The following is a 17922-nucleotide window of genomic DNA, read 5'->3' as shown; positions in this document are numbered from 1 at the left end:
GGAGCGAGCGAATCGAGAGCACAGCACGCCACGGTCACTCCTCCGACGAAGGAGGCCGCATGAACGCCGAGCTGGAGACGAGACTGCGCGCCGCCGGACTCGATCCACAGGCTGTGGACGGCCTCGTCCGTACGGCCCTGGCCGAGGACGGCGGGAAGGACGTCACCAGCGAGCCGATCTTCGGCTACACCGCGACGGGCCGCGCCGACATGGTGGCCCGGCAGCCCGGCGTCGTCGCCGGGCTCCCCGTCGCCGAACTCGTCTTCGCCTCGGTCACCGCGGTCGACTACTTCCTGGAGACCGGCGGCGACCTCAAGGTCGTGACCCGCGTCGAGGACGGCTCCCGGGTCGCCCCCGGAGACGTCCTGCTCACCGTCGAGGGCCCGCTCGTGCCGCTGCTGCGCGCCGAGCGCACCGCGCTGAACTTCCTCACCCACCTGTCCGGCGTCGCCACCCTCACCCGGCAGTGGGCGGACGCGATCGCGCACACCGACGCCCGGGTCCGGGACACCCGCAAGACACTGCCGGGGCTGCGGGCGCTGCAGAAGTACGCCGTGCGCCGCGGCGGCGGCGTGAACCACCGCATGTCCCTCGCGGACGCGGCCCTGATCAAGGACAACCACGTGGCGGCCGCCGGGTCGGTGACCGCCGCGTTCACCGCCGTGACCGCCCCTGGCCTGCACGTCCAGGTCGAATGCGACACCCTCGACCAGGTACGCGAGGCGCTGGCCGCCGGGGCGCGATCCATCCTGCTGGACAACATGAGCGTCGCCGAGATGACCGAGGCCGTACGCCTGACCGCGGGCCGGGCCGAGCTGGAGGCCAGCGGCGGCCTCACTTTGGACGGGGCCCGCGCTGTGGCCGAGACCGGAGTCGACTACCTTGCCGTGGGAGCGCTTACCCACTCGGCGAAGGCGCTCGACATCGGCCTTGACCTCACGACAGCGGGGACCTGATGCTGCTCACGATCGACGTCGGCAACACCCACACGGTGCTGGGCCTCTTCGAAGGGGAGGAGGTCATCGAGCACTGGCGGATCAACACCGATTCGCGGCGCACCGCCGACGAGATCGCCGTCGTCCTGCAGGGCCTCGTCGCGCAGAGCCCGCTGCTGGCCGAGACCGACATCAGCGGCATCGCCCTGTGCTCCACGGTCCCCTCCGTCCTGCACGAGATGCGGGAGATGTGCCGTCGCTACTACGGCGACGTCACCGCCGTCATCGTCGAGCCCGGCGTCAAGACCGGCGTGCCGATCCGCATGGACAACCCCAAAGAGGTCGGCTCCGACCGGATCATCAACGCGCTGGCCGCGAACCACCTGCACGGCGGCCCCGCGATCGTCGTCGACTTCGGCACCGCGACGACGTTCGACGCCGTCTCGGCCAAGGGCGAGTACATCGGCGGCGCCATCGCCCCCGGCATCGAGATCTCCGTGGACGCGCTGTCCGCCCGCGGCGCACAACTGCACAAGGTGGAGCTCGTACGCCCCCGCAGCGTCATCGGAAAGAGCACGGTCGAGGCGCTGCAGTCGGGCATCATCTACGGCTTCGCCGGCCAGGTCGACGGCGTGGTGCGCCGCATGTCGGAGGAACTGGCCGACGACCCGGAGCAGGTGACCGTCGTCGCGACGGGCGGTCTGGCCCCGCTCGTCCTCGACGAGGCCCGCAGCATCGACGTGTACGAGCCGTGGCTCACGCTCATCGGCCTGCGCCTGGTCTACGAGCGCAACATCGGCGTCTCCGCCTGAGCGCCGGTCCGGCGGAGACGCCGAGATGGATGCGCCGGAGGCCGGTCCGGCGGCCGAGGTGGGTGCGCCGGACCGGTAGCCTTCTTAGCCGTGAGCGAGTCGTACGACGATCTTCCGGAGCAGATGCGGGTCCGCCGCGAGAAGGTGGACCGGTTGCGCGCGAACGGCGTGGACCCCTACCCCCTCGGGTTCCCGCGCACCGCGACGATCGCGGAGGTCCGCGCGAAATACCCCGACCTCGAGCCGGGCGCGTCGACCGGGGAGAAGGTCGGCGTCACCGGCCGCGTCATCCTGGCCCGCAACACCGGCAAGCTCTGCTTCGCCACGATCCGCGACGGCAGCGGCGACATCCAGGTCATGCTCTCCCTCGCCAACGTCGGCGAGGAGGCCCTCGAATCCTGGAAGCGCGACATCGACCTCGGTGACCACGTCGGCGTCGAGGGTGAGGTCATCACGTCGCGGCGCGGCGAGCTGTCCATCATGGCCGACCGGTTCGCGCTGACGTCCAAGTCGCTGCGCCCGCTCCCGGAGAAGCACGCCGGCCTGACCGACCCCGAGCAGCGCGTACGCCTCCGCTACGTCGACCTGATCGTCAACGACGACGCGCGGCGGATGGCCCGGCTGCGCAGCGACACGGTCCGGGCGATCCGTGAGTACCTCACCGGCCGCGAGTTCCTCGAGGTCGAGACGCCGATGCTGCAGCCGATCCACGGCGGCGCGACGGCTCGTCCGTTCGTCACGCACATCAACGCGTACGACATGGACCTCTACCTGCGGATCGCGATCGAGCTGTACCTCAAGCGGCTCGTCGTCGGCGGCATCGAGAAGGTCTTCGAGATCAACCGCAACTTCCGCAACGAGGGCGCGGACTCCACGCACAACCCCGAGTTCACGATGCTCGAGGCGTACGAGGCGTACGGCGACTACGACACGATCGCCACCCTCACCCGCGAGCTGTACCAGGCCGCGGTGGTCGCCGCGCTCGGCACGACCGTCGTCGTCCACAAGGGCGAGGAGATCGACCTCGCGGGCGACGAGTGGCCGCAGGTCACCCTGTACGGCTCGGTGTCCGACGCGGTCGGCGAGGAGATCACCACCGAGACGCCGATCGAGGACGTCCGGAAGATCTGCGAGCAGCGCGGCCTGGAGTTCGACCCCAAGTGGGGGCAGGGCAAGCTCGTCCAGGAGCTGTTCGAGGCGCTGGTCGAGCACACCCTCGTCCAGCCGACGTTCGTGCGCGACTACCCCCTGGAGACCTCGCCGCTCGCCCGCACCCACCGCGACAACCCGCTGCTCACCGAGAAGTGGGACCTGATCGGCTTCGGCACCGAGCTGGGCACGGGTTACTCCGAGCTGATCGACCCGATCGAGCAGCGCCGCCGGCTGACCGAGCAGTCGCTGCTGGCCGCGGGCGGCGACCCGGAGGCCATGCAGCTCGACGAGGACTTCCTGCGGGCCCTGGAGTACGCCATGCCCCCCACGGGCGGCGTCGGCATCGGCATCGACCGGATGATCATGGCCTTCACCGGCAAGAACATCCGCGAAACGATCCTCTTCCCGCTCGTCAAGCCGGAGTGACCTCCGCGAGCCCCGGCGGTCCGCTCCGCCGGGGCTCGATCCGTCCGCGAGACGGCACGTTCACCCTCCTTTCAGGATCGGCCACCTGACAGCCGACAGAGTCGCTGGTCAACGCGACCTCAATATTGTCAATCGTGATGACTTATTGACAGTTCACTTGTCAGAGCCCATTCTGACCGCGCGATCGGACGTCAACCGGAGGGTGCTCTCATGAACATAGATCGGCTCGGCGGCCCGGTGCTGTCCCTGTTCCGTATCGTGGTCGGCCTGCTGTTCGTCTTCCACGGCATGGCCTCGCTGTTCGGCGTCTTCGGCGGAAGCCACGGGAACGGTCACTCCATCGCGGTCGGCACCTGGCCCGGTTGGTACGCCGCCCTCATCCAGTTGATCTGCGGCGCCCTCGTCCTCATCGGCCTGCTGACCCGTCCCGCCGCGGTCCTCGCGTCCGGCTCGATGGCGTACGCCTACTTCACCGTCCACGTGGAGAAGGGGATCATCCCGCTGCAGAACGGCGGCGAGCCGGCCGCGATGTTCTGCTGGGCGTTCCTCCTGATCGCGGTCTTCGGCCCCGGTGTCTGGGCCGTCGACTCGCTGGTGAGCCGCTCACGTGCCGCGGTCACCGCCCGCACCACCGACGCCCGCCCCGAAACGGCGACGACGGCATAGGGCCGTTCACCTCGGCGATCACCAGACGGCTCCCTCCCGCCAATCGCAGACGAGCTCGCCGGCCAGGTCCAGCGGCGCCGCCAGCGGAAGGACGTGGACGGAGCCGTCCTCGTCCTCGGTACGTTCAACGCCGGTCGGCGTGAGCACCGAGGTCGGTCCCTGCCACGGCGTCCAGCCGCGCGCCCGGTAGAAGGACACGGCCTCGTGGGAGGCGCCGAGCGCCCCCAGCTCGTAGGCGCCACGCAGGATCCGTTCGAGGGGGTCCATCAGGGCGGCGGCGTATCCCCGGCGGCGCCGGTCGGCGCGCACTCCGACGGCTTCCACGTAGCCGGTTCGCAGCGCCCGCCCGCCGTGCAGCACCCGCCGCTGGACCAGGGCCGCGTGCCCGACCAGCTCGGCGTCCTCCCACGCCAGGACGTGCATCCCGCCCAGGGCGTGATCCCAGTCTTGATCGTCGAAATCACCCTCGAAGACGTCGTAGAGGAGGGCCCGCACCGTCTTGAGGACGGCGGCGTCCAGTTCCCCGGTGTGCACCGTACGTATCTCGATCACGGCGCCATCCTCGCCATGGATCCCCGACGCGGACAACCCGCCGCCCTAAGCACGGTGCCGGTCGGGCTCGCCGATCGCGGGCCAGGGCACCGTGTTCCACGGGCTGTCCGGTGCTTCGAGGAGCGTCTGGATGTGCTTGTCCGACACCTCCTGCGGCGCCGGGAAGTCCTCGTCCGGCGTGCCGCGCAGCATGCCCATCCAGACGATCCGGCCGAGAAGGTAGTCGTCCGCGTACTCCTTCCACGACCCGTACGCCGCCGCGGTCGGCCGCACGACGTTCCACAGCAACTGCCACGCCTCGCCCTCGTCCAGGTAGCCAGCGGCGAACGCGTTCCGGACGACGTCCACGTACAGCGCCACATCCCAGGCCAGCGGCGACAGCCCGAACCGCTCGGCGATCTGCGCCCGGTAGCCGCGCTCGGCCAGGCCGCTCAGCGACTCGACCACGTCGCCCTGCGAGGAGATCTCCCAGTTCTCGGTCAGCCACCGCCGAGCGCGCTTGTCATCGATCCGCTTGAACGGATACAGCGTCGTCCGCGACGCCTCGGACCCTCTATTGACCGGAGCGCACAGCGACACGATCCACAGCTGGTGCATCGTCAACGGAACCGGATACTTCTCCTCGACCTTCGGCCCTCGCAACATAACCGTGCACCTTACGACAAACGACACGCCGCCCGGGGCCGGCTGCCGCTCCAGACGGCCAGGATCTCGCCGGTCCCGGGCTTCTCGTGAGGCGGGAAAACTCTCGCCTGAGTAGAACGCGCTGGAAGCGATGGCACCGCCCCCAGCGGAGACTCACGACAATTCTGCTTCGTTGGACCACTCGGAGACTTCAACGCACTCGGTCTCGCCGTGAGCGCTGTATGTCGCCTTACGCCATTGGAGTATTACTTCGATGCAGTTTGAGTCGCCATCCGCGCTGTAGCTGCTTTTCCGCCAGGTTCGCATCGTTGTCATGCCTCCTCCGCGTATGCCTCGATCATCTCTGCCGACAGGTTCGGCGGCAACGCTAACGCGGCGAGTTCCTCGAATGCGTGCTGTGCTCGGAGCACCTCTGCAGGGGTGTCGATGAGCTGGCCGTACGACCAGCCGTCTGAGTAGGCGACGTCTGGTTCGTCAGGCAGGCGCATCACCGTGAACGGGCCACCGATCGCTTCATGCGCACCTGCCGAGAGTGGGAGGACCTGGATAGTCACGCTTTGGCGAGGGGCGGTCAGCGCGGCGAGTTGTTCGCGCACGGTGGCTGGGTCCCCGATTCGGCGGCACAGAACCGCCTCGTCGATGATCGCGTGCAGGATCGGCGGATGTTCTCGTTCGAAGATTTCTTGGCGCTGCATCCGCAGCTCGACCAGGCGCTCGATCTCCTCCGAAGAGAGGGTGCGACGACGAGCCTGGTGAACCGCGCGGGCGTAACCCTCCGTCTGGAGCAGCCCGGGAACGAGGCGCATGTCGTATTCGTAGATCGAGCCGGCTCGTTGTTCGATCTCCAGCCGATCGCCGAAAGGGGTGCGATCTTTCTGCGCCCTCTTGGCCAGTTCGGTCATGACGCCCGGGAGGTTGAACAAGGCGTCGACGTGCTCGCCGAAGCCCGGCGGGGGCTTGCGGCGGCCCTGCTCGACTGACGTGATCGTCCATACCGACCAGGCGACGCGGTTGGCGAGTTCGTCGCGGTGCCAACCCATGCGTTCGCGGTGGCGGCGGGCGGGGCCGCCGCCCCGCCCCGAGGTCAACCGGCGCTCTGCCTGACATGCGCCTGGAGCAGGCGCGGCGACGATGTGAAGCCGTGGCGGGAGTAGGCCGAGATCGCCTGGTCGCTGGAGTGGACGGTCACGCGCTCGAGTCCGAGGTCGCGTCCGAGTGCCAGGACCGCGTCGATCAGCCGGCCTCCCAGACCGCCGTTGCGCTCTTCCGGCAGCATGTACACGCATTGCACGTCACCCGAGGCTCGCTCGAATGCGCGGGGGTGGGGGACGCGCTGCACGATCACCAGCCATGCCATGCCGATGACCACGTCGCCGCGGGCGATGACCAGGCACCGATGGGATGACCGGTTCTCTTCCGCCCAGGCCACGAAGCGGGGGACGAATTCGTCCAGTGGGGTGCTGGACGTGCCGTAGAGCTCTTCCACCCACCGCCAACGCAGTTCGGCGACAACCTCGAGATCCTCAGGCCGGGCAGGACGAATCGCGATGTCGGTCATCTGATCATCTTGGCGCCTTCAATCGGAGGACTCGAGCTCGATCCGGAGCTGAGCGATGTCCGGATCGTCCGGGGCCAATGTCAGCGCGTGGGCGATGTCGGCGCGTGCCTCGGCGAGTTGCCCGGCGGATCGGTGTGCGACGGCGCGGTTGTACAGCAGTGCGGCGTCTTCGCCGGCCGCCAGGGCGCGCGTGAGGTCCCGTACCGCGGCTGTCGGGTTGCCGTCCGCCTCGGCCAGCGCTGCCCGGCCGGCGAGTGCCGCGACGAGTCCGGGCTCTGCGGCGAGCGCCGTGTCGAAGTCGCTTTGAGCCTGGTCGACGTTACCCGCGGCGGCCGCCAATTGGCCGCGTACACAGATCAGGTGCGGGTTGCCGGGATCCACGGAGAGGCCGGTCCGTATGTCGTCCGCCGCGCCGTCATCGTCTCCGATCATGGATCGCAGGCCGGCCCGGTTCACATACGCGTCGACGTATCCGGGGTCGAGGTCGAGGACCCGGCCTAGATCACGCAATGCTTTACGGGCGTCATCGCGTGCCTGATGGAGGACGGCGCGGTTGAAGTACATCTCGGGGAAGGGCGGGCCGAGGCGGATCGCGGTGTCGTACGCGGCCAGCGCCGCTTCGTCCTGTCCGGCCGCGTGCAGCAGATTGGCGCGGTCAAAGTGGTATTCGGCGTAGTCGGGGTCGACGGCGAGCAGCGCGTCGTACGCGTGCAGGGCCTCCGCGGTGTCGCCGAGCATGGCCAGCAGGCGCGCCCGATTGGACAGCAGGGTGCATCGATCGAGCAGGTGCCGGTCCGGCGGCAGCTCGCTGTCCATTCGCCGGATGCCCTCGTCGACGCGTCGCAGCGCCCCCGCAGGGTTGCCCAGCCGGAGTTCGATCAGGGCTTTTCCGTTCTGGTAGAAGATCTCGTAGAAGGCCCGATCCTGCGGGTCGGGGAGCAGTGACGCGATGGCGATCGCGGCGTTGATCGATGCCATCGCCCGCGTGTAGTCGTGTCGTTCCGGGGCGTGGTGGCGGGTGTAGAGCATCGCGATCTCATAGGCGGCGACGCGGTGCACGGCCGGGTCGGCGGAGGCCGCGCACGCCTCCCCGTAGAGCGCCTCGCTCTGGTCGCCCTGGCCCAGCAGTGCCAGGGACAGCGCCATCTGCCGGGTGAACCGCCACCAGTTGTCGCCCCCGGGCTCGGTTCGTGCCCGCCCGCGCCGGCCGAGGTCGACGCATGCCTCGTGGAAGCCCAGGGCGAAACAGTGATCCTGCGCGGCGGCGAGCGCGGTGCCGGCGGCGTCGGGGTCGGTGCCGCGTTCGCGGTGGTACGGGATGGCGCCGAGGCGCCATGACCAGTCTCCGGTGAGGAGTTCGTCCGCGCGGGCGTCGTGCAGCCGCGCTCGTTGGCTCGCCTCGAGTCGTTCGTAGGCCTGGAGCGCCCGCGGGGCGTCGCACGTGCCGTCGGCGGCCACAACGCGTGCGGCGAGGTCACCCGAATCGTCGAGCGGCGTGGCGTCGGTGTTCCCCTCGATGGCCTCGGCCTGCGGCCAGCCTTCGATCGATGTCCTGGTGCACAGGAGCAGGGACAGTAGCGACGGGTCGAATCGCCGCAGGAGTATCGCGATCAGCTCGCGGTCCGTCGCGTCGGCCTGGTCGACGTTCTCCAGGACGAGAGCGGCGGATTCCGTGTTCAGCCGCCTGAGGTACTCCTGAAGAAAGTCGGTGATTCCGTGGGCGATCCGCGTCGTACGGAGGCGAGAGTGGACACGCGTGCGTTCCGCGTCCGGAATCTGATGGAACAGCGTCTCTCGCCCGATTGGAACCGTGGCGCGAAGTTCCGGTGCGACGGTGCGGATCTCCAGATCGTGCCGCTCGACCAGGTCCGGTGCGATGGCGAGGGCCGTGGGAGCAACCGCCCTGATGATCGCGCCGCCCGCGGTGTAGGGGCCGCGGAGAGCGGCATGCGCGTCGATTACCGGCGTCAAGAGTTTCGGTAGGCCCAAGGAATCGACGAGGCTTTCTCGATCCCAACTCGGGGGCACGATTATGACGCGATGACGAAGCGGCACCTCAAAGCTCCATCTACGGTATCGGTGTTTGGCGACTGCCGGGCCGGATCGGCAGTCGCCGATTAATTTAGGTAATTAAGAACTGCCGTGTGCCGTGGCCGACGTGCCTCCCAGTTGCTTTATCTCTGACTTGTGCACACCTATTTTCTTCATGCGTCGCTCCCCCTCCTCTCGGGTGGAGTCATGGGTTGGGGTCCCGATCACTCAACATCGCAGGTCGCGGCCTGTCAAGTGGTTGACCGGGACTCGGTGACGCCGGATATCATGCCGTGCGTGCCAGCGGACGACGTGCGTGAGCTGCTCGCGCCAAGCTGTTCGGCGCACCTCGCCGGTGATTATTCATCTGCATTACCCTGCTTCGCGAAATCCCTTGATGCCTGGCTCGCGAATAACGCAGGACGCGGACGGTTGAAGCCGGGCGAGCCGGAGTGACGCGGGCCGACTCTTTGTGGCGTCACCGGGACTTCATGCTGCTGTGGGGCGGCCAGACGATCAATATGACGGGCACGCAGGTTAGCCAACTGGCGGTTCCGTTGATCGCGCTTTCCGTGCTGCACGCGTCGGCGTTTCAGGTGAGCCTGCTGTCGGCGATGGGATTCGTACCGTACGTGCTGGCCGGGCTGCCCGCGGGCGCGCTGGTCGACCGTTTCCGGCGCCGGCCGTTGATGGTGTGGTGCAGCCTGTTCCAAGGACTGGCCCTCGGATCCGTGCCGGTCGCCATCGTGTGCGGCGACCTCACTCTGTGGCAGTTGAGCGTGGTCGCGTTCGTCGTCGCCTCGCTCGCCGCCCTCTTCGATCCCGCGTACCAGAGTTATCTGCCGTCGCTGCTGCCCGCGCGGCAACTCGTCGACGGCAACGGGAAGCTCGGCGCCTCCTACGCGTTCGCGACCGTGGTCGGGCAGAGCACGGCCGGCTGGCTGGTCGCCGCGCTGGGAGCCGCCGGGACGATCGGGGTCGACGCGGTCTCCTCACTGATGAGCGCGGTGTCCCTGAAACTGATCGCCGCCCGGGAACCGCCTCCGGAACGGCGCGGCACCCGGATGCGGGCGGAGATCGGCGAAGGTCTCCGCTACGTGTTCCGCGACCGGCTGATGCGACCCGTCGTCCTGGCGAACACGATGGTCTCGGCGGCGATCGGCGCCTCGTGGTCACTGTGGGTGCTGTACGTCGTCCGCGACCTGCACTGGTCGATGACCGTCGCCGGCCTGTGCCAGGGGGTCGCCGCGGTCGGCGGCGTGCTGGGCGGACTCTGCACCGAACCGCTCGCCAGGCGGCTCGGCCTCCCGCTGCTGATGCTGGTCACCACGCCGATGTACGTACTGGACCTGGTGCCGACCGTGCTCGTCGGGCCGGGTCTCACCGGTCAGGTCGTGGTCACCGTCGGATACTTCGTGGCCCTGGCCGGCGAATTCGCCTACGTCAACGCCAACCTCAGCTACCGGCAGCTCATCTGCCCACCGGACCTGCTCGGCCGGATGAACGCCACGACACGCTGGCTGTCATGGGGGATCCGGCCGCTTTTCACGCTGATCTTCGGCTTGATCGCCACCTGGACCGGGGTACGCGCGGCGCTCAGCCTCGCGGCCGGCCTCTTCGCGTTCCCGTTCGCCATCCTCATCGCCTCACCGCTGCGCAGGCGTTAATTCGCGCCGTGCTCATCGACACTCCGGGTTTGCGCCGCGTCGGCGTGTACGACGCGGAGGAGGGGCTGCGGCGGACGTTCGCGGACGTCGAGGAGTTCGCTCGGGAGTGCCGCTTCGGCGACTGCGGCCATGAGTCCGAGCCAGGCTGCGCGGTCCTGGCCGCAGTCGCCGACGGCGCGCTGAGCCGACGGCGGCTGGACAGCTATCGCAGGCTGGAGCGCGAGAACGCCTGGGCGGCCTCCCGCACCGACGCGCGGCTGCGCAAGGAACGCGTGGATCGCCAGAAGGCCATCACCCGGTCGCTGCGCGAGACCTACGCCGCCCACGACCGGCGGCGCTGAACGATCTACCGGTCAGCGCGGGCCGGGCTCCGATGCCCGGCCCGCGCTGACATCTCCCCCGCGAGGGGGAGGGGCCTCACCGCCGCGAGGGGTCCGGCCGGACGCGCCGCGCGTGATCGTTAAGAGGTCAGCGCAGCCTGGATATGGAGGTCCGATCGCCGTGGTCACCCCGCCTGTCTCGATCACCACCGTCGACGTCGTACGTCCCGAACCCGCTCAGGCTCGGCGAGGGGCCGATGTGCCCCGCTGGGCGGTCGTCGCAGCGTGGGCGACGGTGTTGTGCACGGTCCCGTCCTCGATCTGGCGGCTCGCGCTCGGCGTCGGCGTCGACGTCGGTTTCACCGGCCGGCTCGGGCATATGTACACGGGGACCGCGATCCTGGCGTACGTGCTGTTCCTGTCGGTGGCCTCGCAGGCCGCGGCCTTCCTCACACTCGGGTTGGTGCGGCCGTGGGGTGAGGTCGTGCCGGGGTGGGTGCCGTGGTTGGGCGGGCGTCGCATCCCGCCCCTCGTGGCGATCGTCCCGGCGTCGGTCGGTGCCGTCGCGGTGATGGGGCTGTGCGCGGCGGTCACCCTGACATCGCACGGCCCGTTGGACAATCCCGACTTCCCACAGGGTACGGCCGGCGTGATCATGGACGTCTGCTACGCGCCGCTGCTGGCGTGGGGGCCGCTCGTGGCGGTGTTGACGATCGCGTACGCCCGTCGCCGGGCGCGGAAGGGCTGAGAGACGTGAACGCCGGGGTCGACACGGTGGGCATGTCGACCCCGGCGTCCAACCGGGGGACCGGGGGTCTCAGGGGTCCCGGGGGGGTGGGGGCGGCCCGGCTAGGGCCTCGTACGGCCGTCTCCGGCCGGTTTTCCTCTGATCCGCAGGCGAGGAAGGTCGTTGGTCTTAGGCGGCGTAAGCGAGCTCCCGGTGAGTGGGGACGCTACGACCGTCGGGGAGCAGCTCGCCGGTGTCGTCGAAGACGATGACGCCGTTGCAGAGCAGTCCCCACCCCTGCTCGGGGTGGTATGAGACGAGGCGAGCCGCGTCGTGATCGGGAGCGTCCGCCGTCGGGCACTTCGGCTGGTGCTGGCACATCGCGGAACCTCCCCTTTCTTCGCTGGGCATGTAGTCGTTCTCATCCACCAGCATGCCGCGTGACCTGCGCCACCGAAGTGGGAAAAATACCCGGACGACTACCTGAACCGCGTACGTAGGTATACGTATGCGGGTCGCCGGAAGACCCGCTCAGGGGTGAATCAGGTGGTACGCGGCGTACTCGATGCGCTCGCGGGCCTGGAGGAGAAGCGCCGAGATCTCGCGTTCGCGGGCGTCATCGAGCCGGATGGCGGGGATCGACACGCTGATCGCGTCGCGGGCCGGGCGCTGGAGCCGCAGGACGACCCCGAAGCAGCAGACGCCCGAGGTGTTCTCCTCGCGGTCGATGGCGTGGCCGCGTTCGCGGACGCGCCCGAGTTCGGCGCGGAGATCGTCCTGATCGGTGATCGTGTGCTCGGTCTGGCGCTCGAGGGCGCCGCGGAGCACGGGGTCGGGGCGGTCGGCCAGCAGGGCCTTGCCCAGCGAGGTGCTGTACGCGGGCACGCGCCGGCCGACGCGGATGACGGGCCGCAGGTTGTGCCGCGACGGCCGGGAGGACAGGTAGACGACGTCGTAGTCGTCGAGGCGGCCGAAGTGCACGGTCTCGCCGGTGGCCTCCGCGAGCCAGTCGAGGACCTCGTGGGCCATCCCGACGACGGGATCGCCGTCGATGTAGGACGCGCCGACGAGCAGCGCGCGCATGCCGATGCGGTACAGCGTGCCCGTGGGGTCGGTCTCCACCCAGCCGAGCTGGACGAGGGTGCGGAGCAGGGCGTACAGGCTGCTCTTGGGGTAGCCGAGCTCCTGCTGGATCTCGGTCAGGCTGTACATCCCGCCCTGGCGGGCGAAGAAGTCGAGCAGCGCGACGGTCCGCGTCGCGGACTTGACGCCCGGCGCGGCTCGCTCGGTCGCGTCCATACAACCCCTCCAGAGCACCCGGCCTGCGCTCATCGCGCGGCCCGGCGACCACGCCGGAGCCAGGAGACAGCTTAGTCTCGTTCAAGCCTTGTTCATATATGCGAACACTGGTTATGGTTGTGGACACTTTTAGCGGTCGAGTACCCGGAGGATTCCCCTATGGCCAAGATCGTCCTGAGCCATGTGGTTAAGGCCTACACGAACGAAGTCAAGGCGGTGGACGACCTCAACCTTGAGATCCAGGACGGGGAGTTCATGGTCCTCGTAGGCCCGTCCGGGTGCGGCAAGTCGACCGCGCTGCGGATGATCGCCGGCCTGGAGGACATCACCGGCGGTGAGATCTCGATCGGCGACCGGGTGGTCAACAACCTGGCCCCCAAGGACCGCGACATCGCGATGGTCTTCCAGAACTACGCGCTCTACCCGCACATGACGGTCGAGCAGAACCTCGCGTTCGGCCTCCAGCTGCGCGGCACGCCGAAGCCGGAGATCAAGAAGCGGGTCAACGAGGCCGCCAAGATGCTCGGCCTCGAGCAGTTCCTCAAGCGCAAGCCGGCCGCCCTGTCCGGTGGTCAGCGGCAGCGTGTCGCGATGGGCCGCGCGATCGTCCGTGAGCCGCAGGCGTTCCTGATGGACGAGCCGCTGTCGAACCTCGACGCCAAGCTCCGCGTGTCGATGCGCGCCTCCCTCAACCAGCTGCACGACCGGCTCGGCGTCACCACGGTGTACGTCACCCACGACCAGATCGAGGCCATGACCCTCGGCGACCGGGTCTGCGTGCTGCGCGAGGGCAAGCTCCAGCAGGTCGACACCCCGCAGAACCTCTTCGACAACCCGGTCAACCTGTTCGTCGCCGGGTTCATCGGGTCCCCGGCGATGAACTTCGTGACCGCCGAGCTGGTCCGCGACGACGGCGCCCACGTCGTCTTCGCCGGCAACAAGCTGCCCGTCCCGGGCTCGGTGCTGGAGGAGCGTCCCGGCCTCGACGACTACTTCGGCAAGGAGATCATCCTGGGCGTCCGGCCGTCCGACTTCGAGGACGCCGGCCACAACGGCAGCGACTGGCCGACCATCCAGGCGCACGCGGACGTCACCGAGGAGCTCGGCAGTGAGATCAACGTGATCTTCACGATCGACGCCCCGCCGGTGGAGCACAAGGACACCGCCGACCTCGCCCACGACGCCGACGAGGACGACGCCGCGATCCCGCTGGCGGACAACAAGGCGCTGTGGACCGCTCGCGTCAACGCCCGCTCGCACGTGCGTCCCGGCCAGGACATCGAGCTGTCGATCGACACCAGCCGCCTGCACTTCTTCGACGTCGGCACCGGCCTTGCCATCGGCCACCCCGAGGCCGCCACGGTCGCCGCCGCCACCGCCTGAGGTCGCGGCATCTGATCAACCGGGGGTCGCCACGCCACGTGCGTGGCGACCCCCGGGAGGTCGGTCGGGGTAGATACGCGCTTATGTGGGCCGGCCGAGCCTCTCGCCCGGCGCCGCCCCGGCGCGCCGGAGCGTGCGCACGGAGACGCGCGCGAGCAGGCCGGCAACCAGCAGCAGCGCCGCCGCCTGCCCGTACAGGACAGGAGCGGCGTACGGCTCGGTGCCGCCGTAGTCGATGGCCGTGACCATCCGCACGCCGAAGATCAGCGCCGCGAACAGCGCGATGGCCGACGAACGGTGCGCGAGGTCATGGTCGGCCGCCGCGCGGCCGCGGACCAGACAGAAGGCACCGGCGGCGAGCGCGATCCAGCCGCACACGCCGTCCGGCGTCAGGTTCAGTGCCAGGCTCGAGGGCCAGAGCGCGGCGAAGACGGCCACCGCGCCGACCGGCAGTGCCGCGAGCCCGCCGATGGGGCGGACGGCCGGCGCGTCCCGGTGGAACGCCACCGCCACCGCCACTGCGGACAGCAGGACCGGGATGAGGACGGCGAAGGAGACCCATGGCGTCCACGGCTCTATGACCACGCGAATCAGCGGCGGAACGACGGAGATCAGCGCCAGCACCCGAGCTGTACGGTGCTGCCCCCGCACGAGCGCGACGTAGGCCGGGACGCAGAGCAGGACCGCCAGGCTCCACGCGACGGTCAAGGCGACGTTCGTCCCGTATATCACCCGCAGCGCGTGGCGTGTCTCGTTGGATCCGAAGAAGACGATGGTCAGCAGGCGCAGCACGTCGGCGCCGGCCAGGACGGCCTGGGCGAGGAGGCCGAGAGCCCCGAACAACCGGACGGTCTGCCCCAAGGAGAAAAGGCGCGGGGCGGAGCCCGGTCCGCCGAGCCAGGCGCGCACCGCGAGCCCCACGACGCTGATCGCCTCGGCGGGATCGGGACGGCCGAGACGCTCCTCCTCCGAGTCGCCGACACCCTCGGCGAAGACCGCGACCATCTCCTCCTCCCGCGCCGCCCGGTAGGACGGCGGCAGGATCCGCAGCAGCGAGCGGTACCTCCGGACGATCACGCTCTCGTCCTGGCCGGTGTGATCCGTCATGCCGTGCCCTCCGACGCGCGACGCGCACGCAGGCGTGAGGTCGCCGCCCGTACGTGGACCGACAGGCGCGCGGCCTCGGCCGCGAGGGCCTCCGCGCCGGGATCGGTCAGCCGGTAGTACCGCCGTAGCCGGCCCTGGTGGACCTCTTCGCGGTCGAGTTCGACCAGCCCGTCCGTCGTCAGGCGGTCCAGCACTCCGTAGAGGGTGCCGATCCGCAGTCGCATCCGGCCCTCGGACAGCCGCTCGACCTCGCCCACGATGCCGTAACCGTGCCGGGGCTCGTCGACCAGCGCCGTCAGGACCAGGAACGCCTGTTCGGTCAGCGCTCGTTCTGTCATGGAGCCAACATATATCGGCACACAAGATATCGTGCAAGGTGTTAGGCGGACTCGCGGACGATGAGCTCGGGGGACAGGACGACCTGCCGGTGCTCGTGCTGCTCCGGGTCGCCGGTCTCCGCGAGCGCGAGCTCGGTCGCGGTCCGGCCGAGCTCCTCCCGTGGCTGGCGAACGGTCGTCAGCGGCACGACGGCCGTCGCGGCGAGGTCGATGTCGTCGTAGCCGACCACGCTGATCTCCGTGGGCACCTTCACGCCCGCCCGTACGAGCTCGTTGATCAGTCCGATCGCGAGCAGGTCGTTGCCGCAGAAGACCCCGGTGGGCAGGGGGTCCAGCTCGAGCAGCCGCCGGGCCGCATCGCGCCCGGCCGACGCCGTCATCTCCGGCTGCTCGAGCGTCGTCAGGGCGTGCTCGTCCAGTCCCGCGTCCCGGGCCGCGCGTACGGCGCCCGCGTGGCGCTCGCGGACCGGTCGGATCGACCGCGGGCCGGTGACGAACACGAGCCGGCGGTGGCGCCGGCCCAGCAGGTGATGGGCTGCCAGCGCTCCGCCCGCGCGGTGGTCGACCGCCACCGAGCAGACGCCGGCGGTGGTCCGGTCGAGCAGCACGACGGCGAGCCCGCGCCCGTGCAGTTCGGCGACGCGGGCCGCACCGAGATCCAGTGGGCTGATCAGCAGACCGGAGACGTTCTGCTCTTCCAGGAAGTCCAGACAGCGCTGTTCCTTCGTCGGAGAACCCTCGCTGGTGCACCAGAGGGCGTCGAACCCCTCGGCGTTCATCACCGTCTCGGCGGCCCGGCCGACATCGCTGAAGTACGGGTTGGCCATGGTCGGGACGACCACGCCGAGGACGTGGCTCTGCCCCTGCCGGAGCTGTCGTGCGGTCTCGTTGCGGACGAAGCCGAGCTCGCCGATGGCGGCCTGAACGCGTTCCCGGGTTGCTTCGGCCACCAGATTTGGCCGATTTAGGACATTCGAAACCGTGCCCACCGAGACTCCTGCATGTATCGCCACATCTCGGATACTGACGCGCGTCAACGCTTCCACCTTCCCGGTGAGTGCGGTTTTCGCAGGTCGACAAGGGTGAAGAACTGTGGCCGATGTGTTACGTAGCGGAACGGATATGAGCGTCTACGCGTCGTAACATGCGAACCCTTGACGCCCCGCAGACGGCCGCTTAGCGTTCCGGAGCGGAGCGTAGCTTGAAACGATTCACGATCTTTGCCGGATCACTGCGCGAAAGGGATGGGGGCGAGGGCGCACACATGACCCCATCCGGACACGCCGAATTCGGTCCCGGCACCAGCGCCGGGACGTTTCCTCGTGCCATCGACTTGGCACCGGAGGCGGCGTTCCCGCTCAACTCTCCAACGTATGAATCGTTACCCGGAGTTCCCGCGTCGCGCATCCTCATGCGGACGGGAGGCCAACTCCGGTCAAGCGCGCTCCGGCCTACCCGTGCCCATGCGGCGGTCGCCGCATCCCCGCAGCCATCACCCGGGACGAGGGAGGACGGAGTGGAACAGGCCACACTCACACGTCGTGGCACCGACGATCCGCGTCTGAGCGAGGATGAGCTCCGCTTGCTCTCGCAGATCGCCACAGGTGTCACCGCAGATGTGGCGGCGCGGAAACTCGAGCTCAGCGCGCGCACCTTGCGGAGGAGGCTGCGATCGATCTGTGACCGCCTTGACGTGAACACCCCTATCGAGGCCGTCGTATGGGCGGCACGGAGGCAGCTCATCTGATCGGTGACGAGGGCATCCCGGCGTTCCGGCTAGTGTCCCCTGTTGTGGAGATAGCGATCCGCCGTGCCCGCGTGACCGATGTCCGGGCGATCCGGCGGCTGATCGACCTGTACTCCGGGCCGGGCCGGCTGCTGGAGAAGCCCACCGTCACCCTCTACGAGGACGTCCAGGAGTTCTGGGTCGCGGAGGACCGGGAGAGCGGTGACGTCGTGGGCTGTGGCGCGTTGCACGTCATGTGGGAGGATCTCGCCGAGGTTCGTTCGGTGGCCGTCGATCCGTCCCGGCACGGGCGTGGGGTGGGGCACCGGATCGTCGCGCGGCTCCTCGAGACCGCGCGCGAGCTCGGTGTGCGCCGCGTGTTCTGCCTGACGTTCGAGGTGGAGTTCTTCGCCCGGCACGGGTTCCAGGCCCTCAAGGGCGCTCCGGTCTCACCGGAGGTGTACGAGGAGCTGCTGCGCAGCTACGACGACGGCGTGGCGGAGTTCCTCGACCTCGAGCGGGTCAAGCCGAACACCCTGGGCAACACCCGGATGCTGCTGCACCTGGAAGGGTAGTGA

General features: G+C 69.1%; 22 protein-coding genes. 11 read left to right on the top strand and 11 right to left on the bottom strand.

All coding sequences use genetic code 11. From position 1 onward, the window contains the following. Positions 1-59 precede the first annotated feature (59 nt). The 4 genes from nadC to AB0I04_RS16625 all read left to right on the top strand — a co-directional run bounded on the left by nadC (position 60) and on the right by AB0I04_RS16625 (position 3991). Positions 60-956 carry a carboxylating nicotinate-nucleotide diphosphorylase gene (gene nadC, locus AB0I04_RS16640; protein ID WP_360884985.1) on the top strand — a complete coding sequence of 299 codons (897 nt, stop codon included), beginning with the start codon at positions 60-62 and terminating at the stop codon, positions 954-956. Next, a complete protein-coding gene (locus AB0I04_RS16635) occupies positions 956-1747 on the top strand; it encodes a type III pantothenate kinase (protein ID WP_360884982.1) in 792 nt (263 codons plus the stop codon). Before nadC ends, AB0I04_RS16635 begins: the two co-directional genes overlap by 1 nt. 90 nt (positions 1748-1837) lie before the next feature. Then, a complete protein-coding gene (lysX, locus tag AB0I04_RS16630) occupies positions 1838-3325 on the top strand; it encodes a bifunctional lysylphosphatidylglycerol synthetase/lysine--tRNA ligase LysX (protein ID WP_360884980.1) in 1488 nt (495 codons plus the stop codon). Between the two features lie 210 nt (positions 3326-3535). Further along, entirely contained in the window at positions 3536-3991 is a 456-nt protein-coding gene (locus AB0I04_RS16625; RefSeq protein WP_360884977.1) for a DoxX family protein, read from the top strand. 18 nt (positions 3992-4009) lie between these two features. Here the strand turns inward: AB0I04_RS16625 and AB0I04_RS16620 are convergent, their stop codons facing one another. From AB0I04_RS16620 to AB0I04_RS16595, 6 genes are all read right to left on the bottom strand, one after another. Beyond that, positions 4010-4543, bottom strand: a complete 534-nt coding sequence (locus tag AB0I04_RS16620) for a GNAT family N-acetyltransferase (RefSeq protein ID WP_360884974.1) — start codon at positions 4541-4543, stop codon at positions 4010-4012. A 45-nt stretch (positions 4544-4588) separates the two neighbouring features. Then, entirely contained in the window at positions 4589-5188 is a 600-nt protein-coding gene (locus AB0I04_RS16615; RefSeq protein ID WP_360884972.1) for a DUF1266 domain-containing protein, read from the bottom strand. 153 nt (positions 5189-5341) lie between these two features. Continuing rightward, a complete protein-coding gene (locus AB0I04_RS16610; protein WP_360885348.1) occupies positions 5342-5494 on the bottom strand; it encodes a DUF397 domain-containing protein in 153 nt (50 codons plus the stop codon). Between the two features lie 5 nt (positions 5495-5499). Continuing rightward, positions 5500-6276 (bottom strand): helix-turn-helix transcriptional regulator, encoded by a 777-nt coding sequence (locus tag AB0I04_RS16605; protein WP_360884969.1) that lies wholly within the window; start codon positions 6274-6276, stop codon positions 5500-5502. Beyond that, the gene (locus AB0I04_RS16600) at positions 6273-6746 is read right to left on the bottom strand and encodes a GNAT family N-acetyltransferase (RefSeq protein ID WP_360884966.1); all 474 of its coding nucleotides are present in this window, start codon (positions 6744-6746) and stop codon (positions 6273-6275) included. Before AB0I04_RS16600 ends, AB0I04_RS16605 begins: the two co-directional genes overlap by 4 nt. Before the next feature lie 18 nt (positions 6747-6764). Beyond that, entirely contained in the window at positions 6765-8717 is a 1953-nt protein-coding gene (locus tag AB0I04_RS16595; RefSeq protein ID WP_360884963.1) for a tetratricopeptide repeat protein, read from the bottom strand. 357 nt (positions 8718-9074) lie between these two features. On the opposite strand from AB0I04_RS16595, the gene AB0I04_RS16590 reads away from it, so the two are divergent. The 4 genes from AB0I04_RS16590 to AB0I04_RS16575 all read left to right on the top strand — a co-directional run bounded on the left by AB0I04_RS16590 (position 9075) and on the right by AB0I04_RS16575 (position 11512). Next, positions 9075-9233 (top strand): hypothetical protein, encoded by a 159-nt coding sequence (locus AB0I04_RS16590; RefSeq protein ID WP_360884960.1) that lies wholly within the window; start codon positions 9075-9077, stop codon positions 9231-9233. After that, complete coding sequence (locus AB0I04_RS16585) at positions 9230-10444, top strand: MFS transporter (protein ID WP_360884957.1); 1215 nt, start codon at positions 9230-9232, stop codon at positions 10442-10444. Before AB0I04_RS16590 ends, AB0I04_RS16585 begins: the two co-directional genes overlap by 4 nt. A gap of 8 nt (positions 10445-10452) precedes the next feature. Continuing rightward, positions 10453-10785 carry a hypothetical protein gene (locus AB0I04_RS16580; RefSeq protein WP_360884955.1) on the top strand — a complete coding sequence of 111 codons (333 nt, stop codon included), beginning with the start codon at positions 10453-10455 and terminating at the stop codon, positions 10783-10785. Positions 10786-10945: 160 nt separating this feature from the next. Then, on the top strand, positions 10946-11512 hold the full coding sequence (locus AB0I04_RS16575; RefSeq protein WP_360884952.1) for a hypothetical protein: 567 nt from the start codon (positions 10946-10948) through the stop codon (positions 11510-11512). Positions 11513-11680: 168 nt separating this feature from the next. Here the strand turns inward: AB0I04_RS16575 and AB0I04_RS16570 are convergent, their stop codons facing one another. Together AB0I04_RS16570 and AB0I04_RS16565 are read right to left on the bottom strand one after the other, a co-directional pair. Continuing rightward, positions 11681-11872 (bottom strand): DUF5999 family protein, encoded by a 192-nt coding sequence (locus AB0I04_RS16570; protein WP_360885345.1) that lies wholly within the window; start codon positions 11870-11872, stop codon positions 11681-11683. Between the two features lie 150 nt (positions 11873-12022). Next, positions 12023-12790, bottom strand: a complete 768-nt coding sequence (locus AB0I04_RS16565) for an IclR family transcriptional regulator (protein WP_360884949.1) — start codon at positions 12788-12790, stop codon at positions 12023-12025. Positions 12791-12949: 159 nt separating this feature from the next. On the opposite strand from AB0I04_RS16565, the gene ugpC reads away from it, so the two are divergent. Next, a complete protein-coding gene (gene ugpC / locus AB0I04_RS16560; RefSeq protein ID WP_360884946.1) occupies positions 12950-14173 on the top strand; it encodes a sn-glycerol-3-phosphate ABC transporter ATP-binding protein UgpC in 1224 nt (407 codons plus the stop codon). 81 nt (positions 14174-14254) lie between these two features. On the opposite strand, the gene AB0I04_RS16555 is transcribed toward ugpC, so the two are convergent. From AB0I04_RS16555 to AB0I04_RS16545, 3 genes are read right to left on the bottom strand one after another with little or no spacing between them, the layout of a single operon-like run. Continuing rightward, positions 14255-15280, bottom strand: a complete 1026-nt coding sequence (locus tag AB0I04_RS16555) for a hypothetical protein (protein ID WP_360884944.1) — start codon at positions 15278-15280, stop codon at positions 14255-14257. After that, positions 15277-15618 carry a PadR family transcriptional regulator gene (locus AB0I04_RS16550; RefSeq protein ID WP_360884941.1) on the bottom strand — a complete coding sequence of 114 codons (342 nt, stop codon included), beginning with the start codon at positions 15616-15618 and terminating at the stop codon, positions 15277-15279. Before AB0I04_RS16550 ends, AB0I04_RS16555 begins: the two co-directional genes overlap by 4 nt. A 41-nt stretch (positions 15619-15659) precedes the next feature. Continuing rightward, positions 15660-16631 carry a LacI family DNA-binding transcriptional regulator gene (locus AB0I04_RS16545; protein ID WP_360884938.1) on the bottom strand — a complete coding sequence of 324 codons (972 nt, stop codon included), beginning with the start codon at positions 16629-16631 and terminating at the stop codon, positions 15660-15662. 503 nt (positions 16632-17134) lie between these two features. Between AB0I04_RS16545 and AB0I04_RS16540 the strand changes: the two genes are divergently transcribed. Further along, a complete protein-coding gene (locus AB0I04_RS16540; RefSeq protein ID WP_360884936.1) occupies positions 17135-17365 on the top strand; it encodes a LuxR C-terminal-related transcriptional regulator in 231 nt (76 codons plus the stop codon). A 44-nt stretch (positions 17366-17409) separates the two neighbouring features. After that, entirely contained in the window at positions 17410-17919 is a 510-nt protein-coding gene (locus AB0I04_RS16535) for an amino-acid N-acetyltransferase (protein WP_360884933.1), read from the top strand. Positions 17920-17922: the final 3 nt, after the last annotated feature.

Origin of the sequence: Actinoallomurus sp. NPDC050550 (assembly GCF_040655075.1) — a bacterium.
In the GTDB taxonomy this organism is placed as follows: domain Bacteria; phylum Actinomycetota; class Actinomycetes; order Streptosporangiales; family Streptosporangiaceae; genus Actinoallomurus.
The sequence above is the reverse complement of the archived record's forward strand: the minus strand, read 5'-3'. Positions and strand labels throughout refer to the sequence as shown.

Coding starts and splice junctions, on each gene's coding strand:
- AB0I04_RS16610 (WP_360885348.1), bottom strand. CDS start 5,494: ATGCGAACCTGGCGGAAAAGCAGCTACAGCGCGGATGGCGACTCAAAC.
- AB0I04_RS16625 (WP_360884977.1), top strand. CDS start 3,536: ATGAACATAGATCGGCTCGGCGGCCCGGTGCTGTCCCTGTTCCGTATC.
- AB0I04_RS16550 (WP_360884941.1), bottom strand. CDS start 15,618: ATGACAGAACGAGCGCTGACCGAACAGGCGTTCCTGGTCCTGACGGCG.
- AB0I04_RS16570 (WP_360885345.1), bottom strand. CDS start 11,872: ATGTGCCAGCACCAGCCGAAGTGCCCGACGGCGGACGCTCCCGATCAC.
- AB0I04_RS16615 (WP_360884972.1), bottom strand. CDS start 5,188: ATGTTGCGAGGGCCGAAGGTCGAGGAGAAGTATCCGGTTCCGTTGACG.
- AB0I04_RS16555 (WP_360884944.1), bottom strand. CDS start 15,280: ATGACGGATCACACCGGCCAGGACGAGAGCGTGATCGTCCGGAGGTAC.
- nadC (WP_360884985.1), top strand. CDS start 60: ATGAACGCCGAGCTGGAGACGAGACTGCGCGCCGCCGGACTCGATCCA.
- AB0I04_RS16600 (WP_360884966.1), bottom strand. CDS start 6,746: ATGACCGACATCGCGATTCGTCCTGCCCGGCCTGAGGATCTCGAGGTT.
- AB0I04_RS16635 (WP_360884982.1), top strand. CDS start 956: ATGCTGCTCACGATCGACGTCGGCAACACCCACACGGTGCTGGGCCTC.
- AB0I04_RS16565 (WP_360884949.1), bottom strand. CDS start 12,790: ATGGACGCGACCGAGCGAGCCGCGCCGGGCGTCAAGTCCGCGACGCGG.
- ugpC (WP_360884946.1), top strand. CDS start 12,950: ATGGCCAAGATCGTCCTGAGCCATGTGGTTAAGGCCTACACGAACGAA.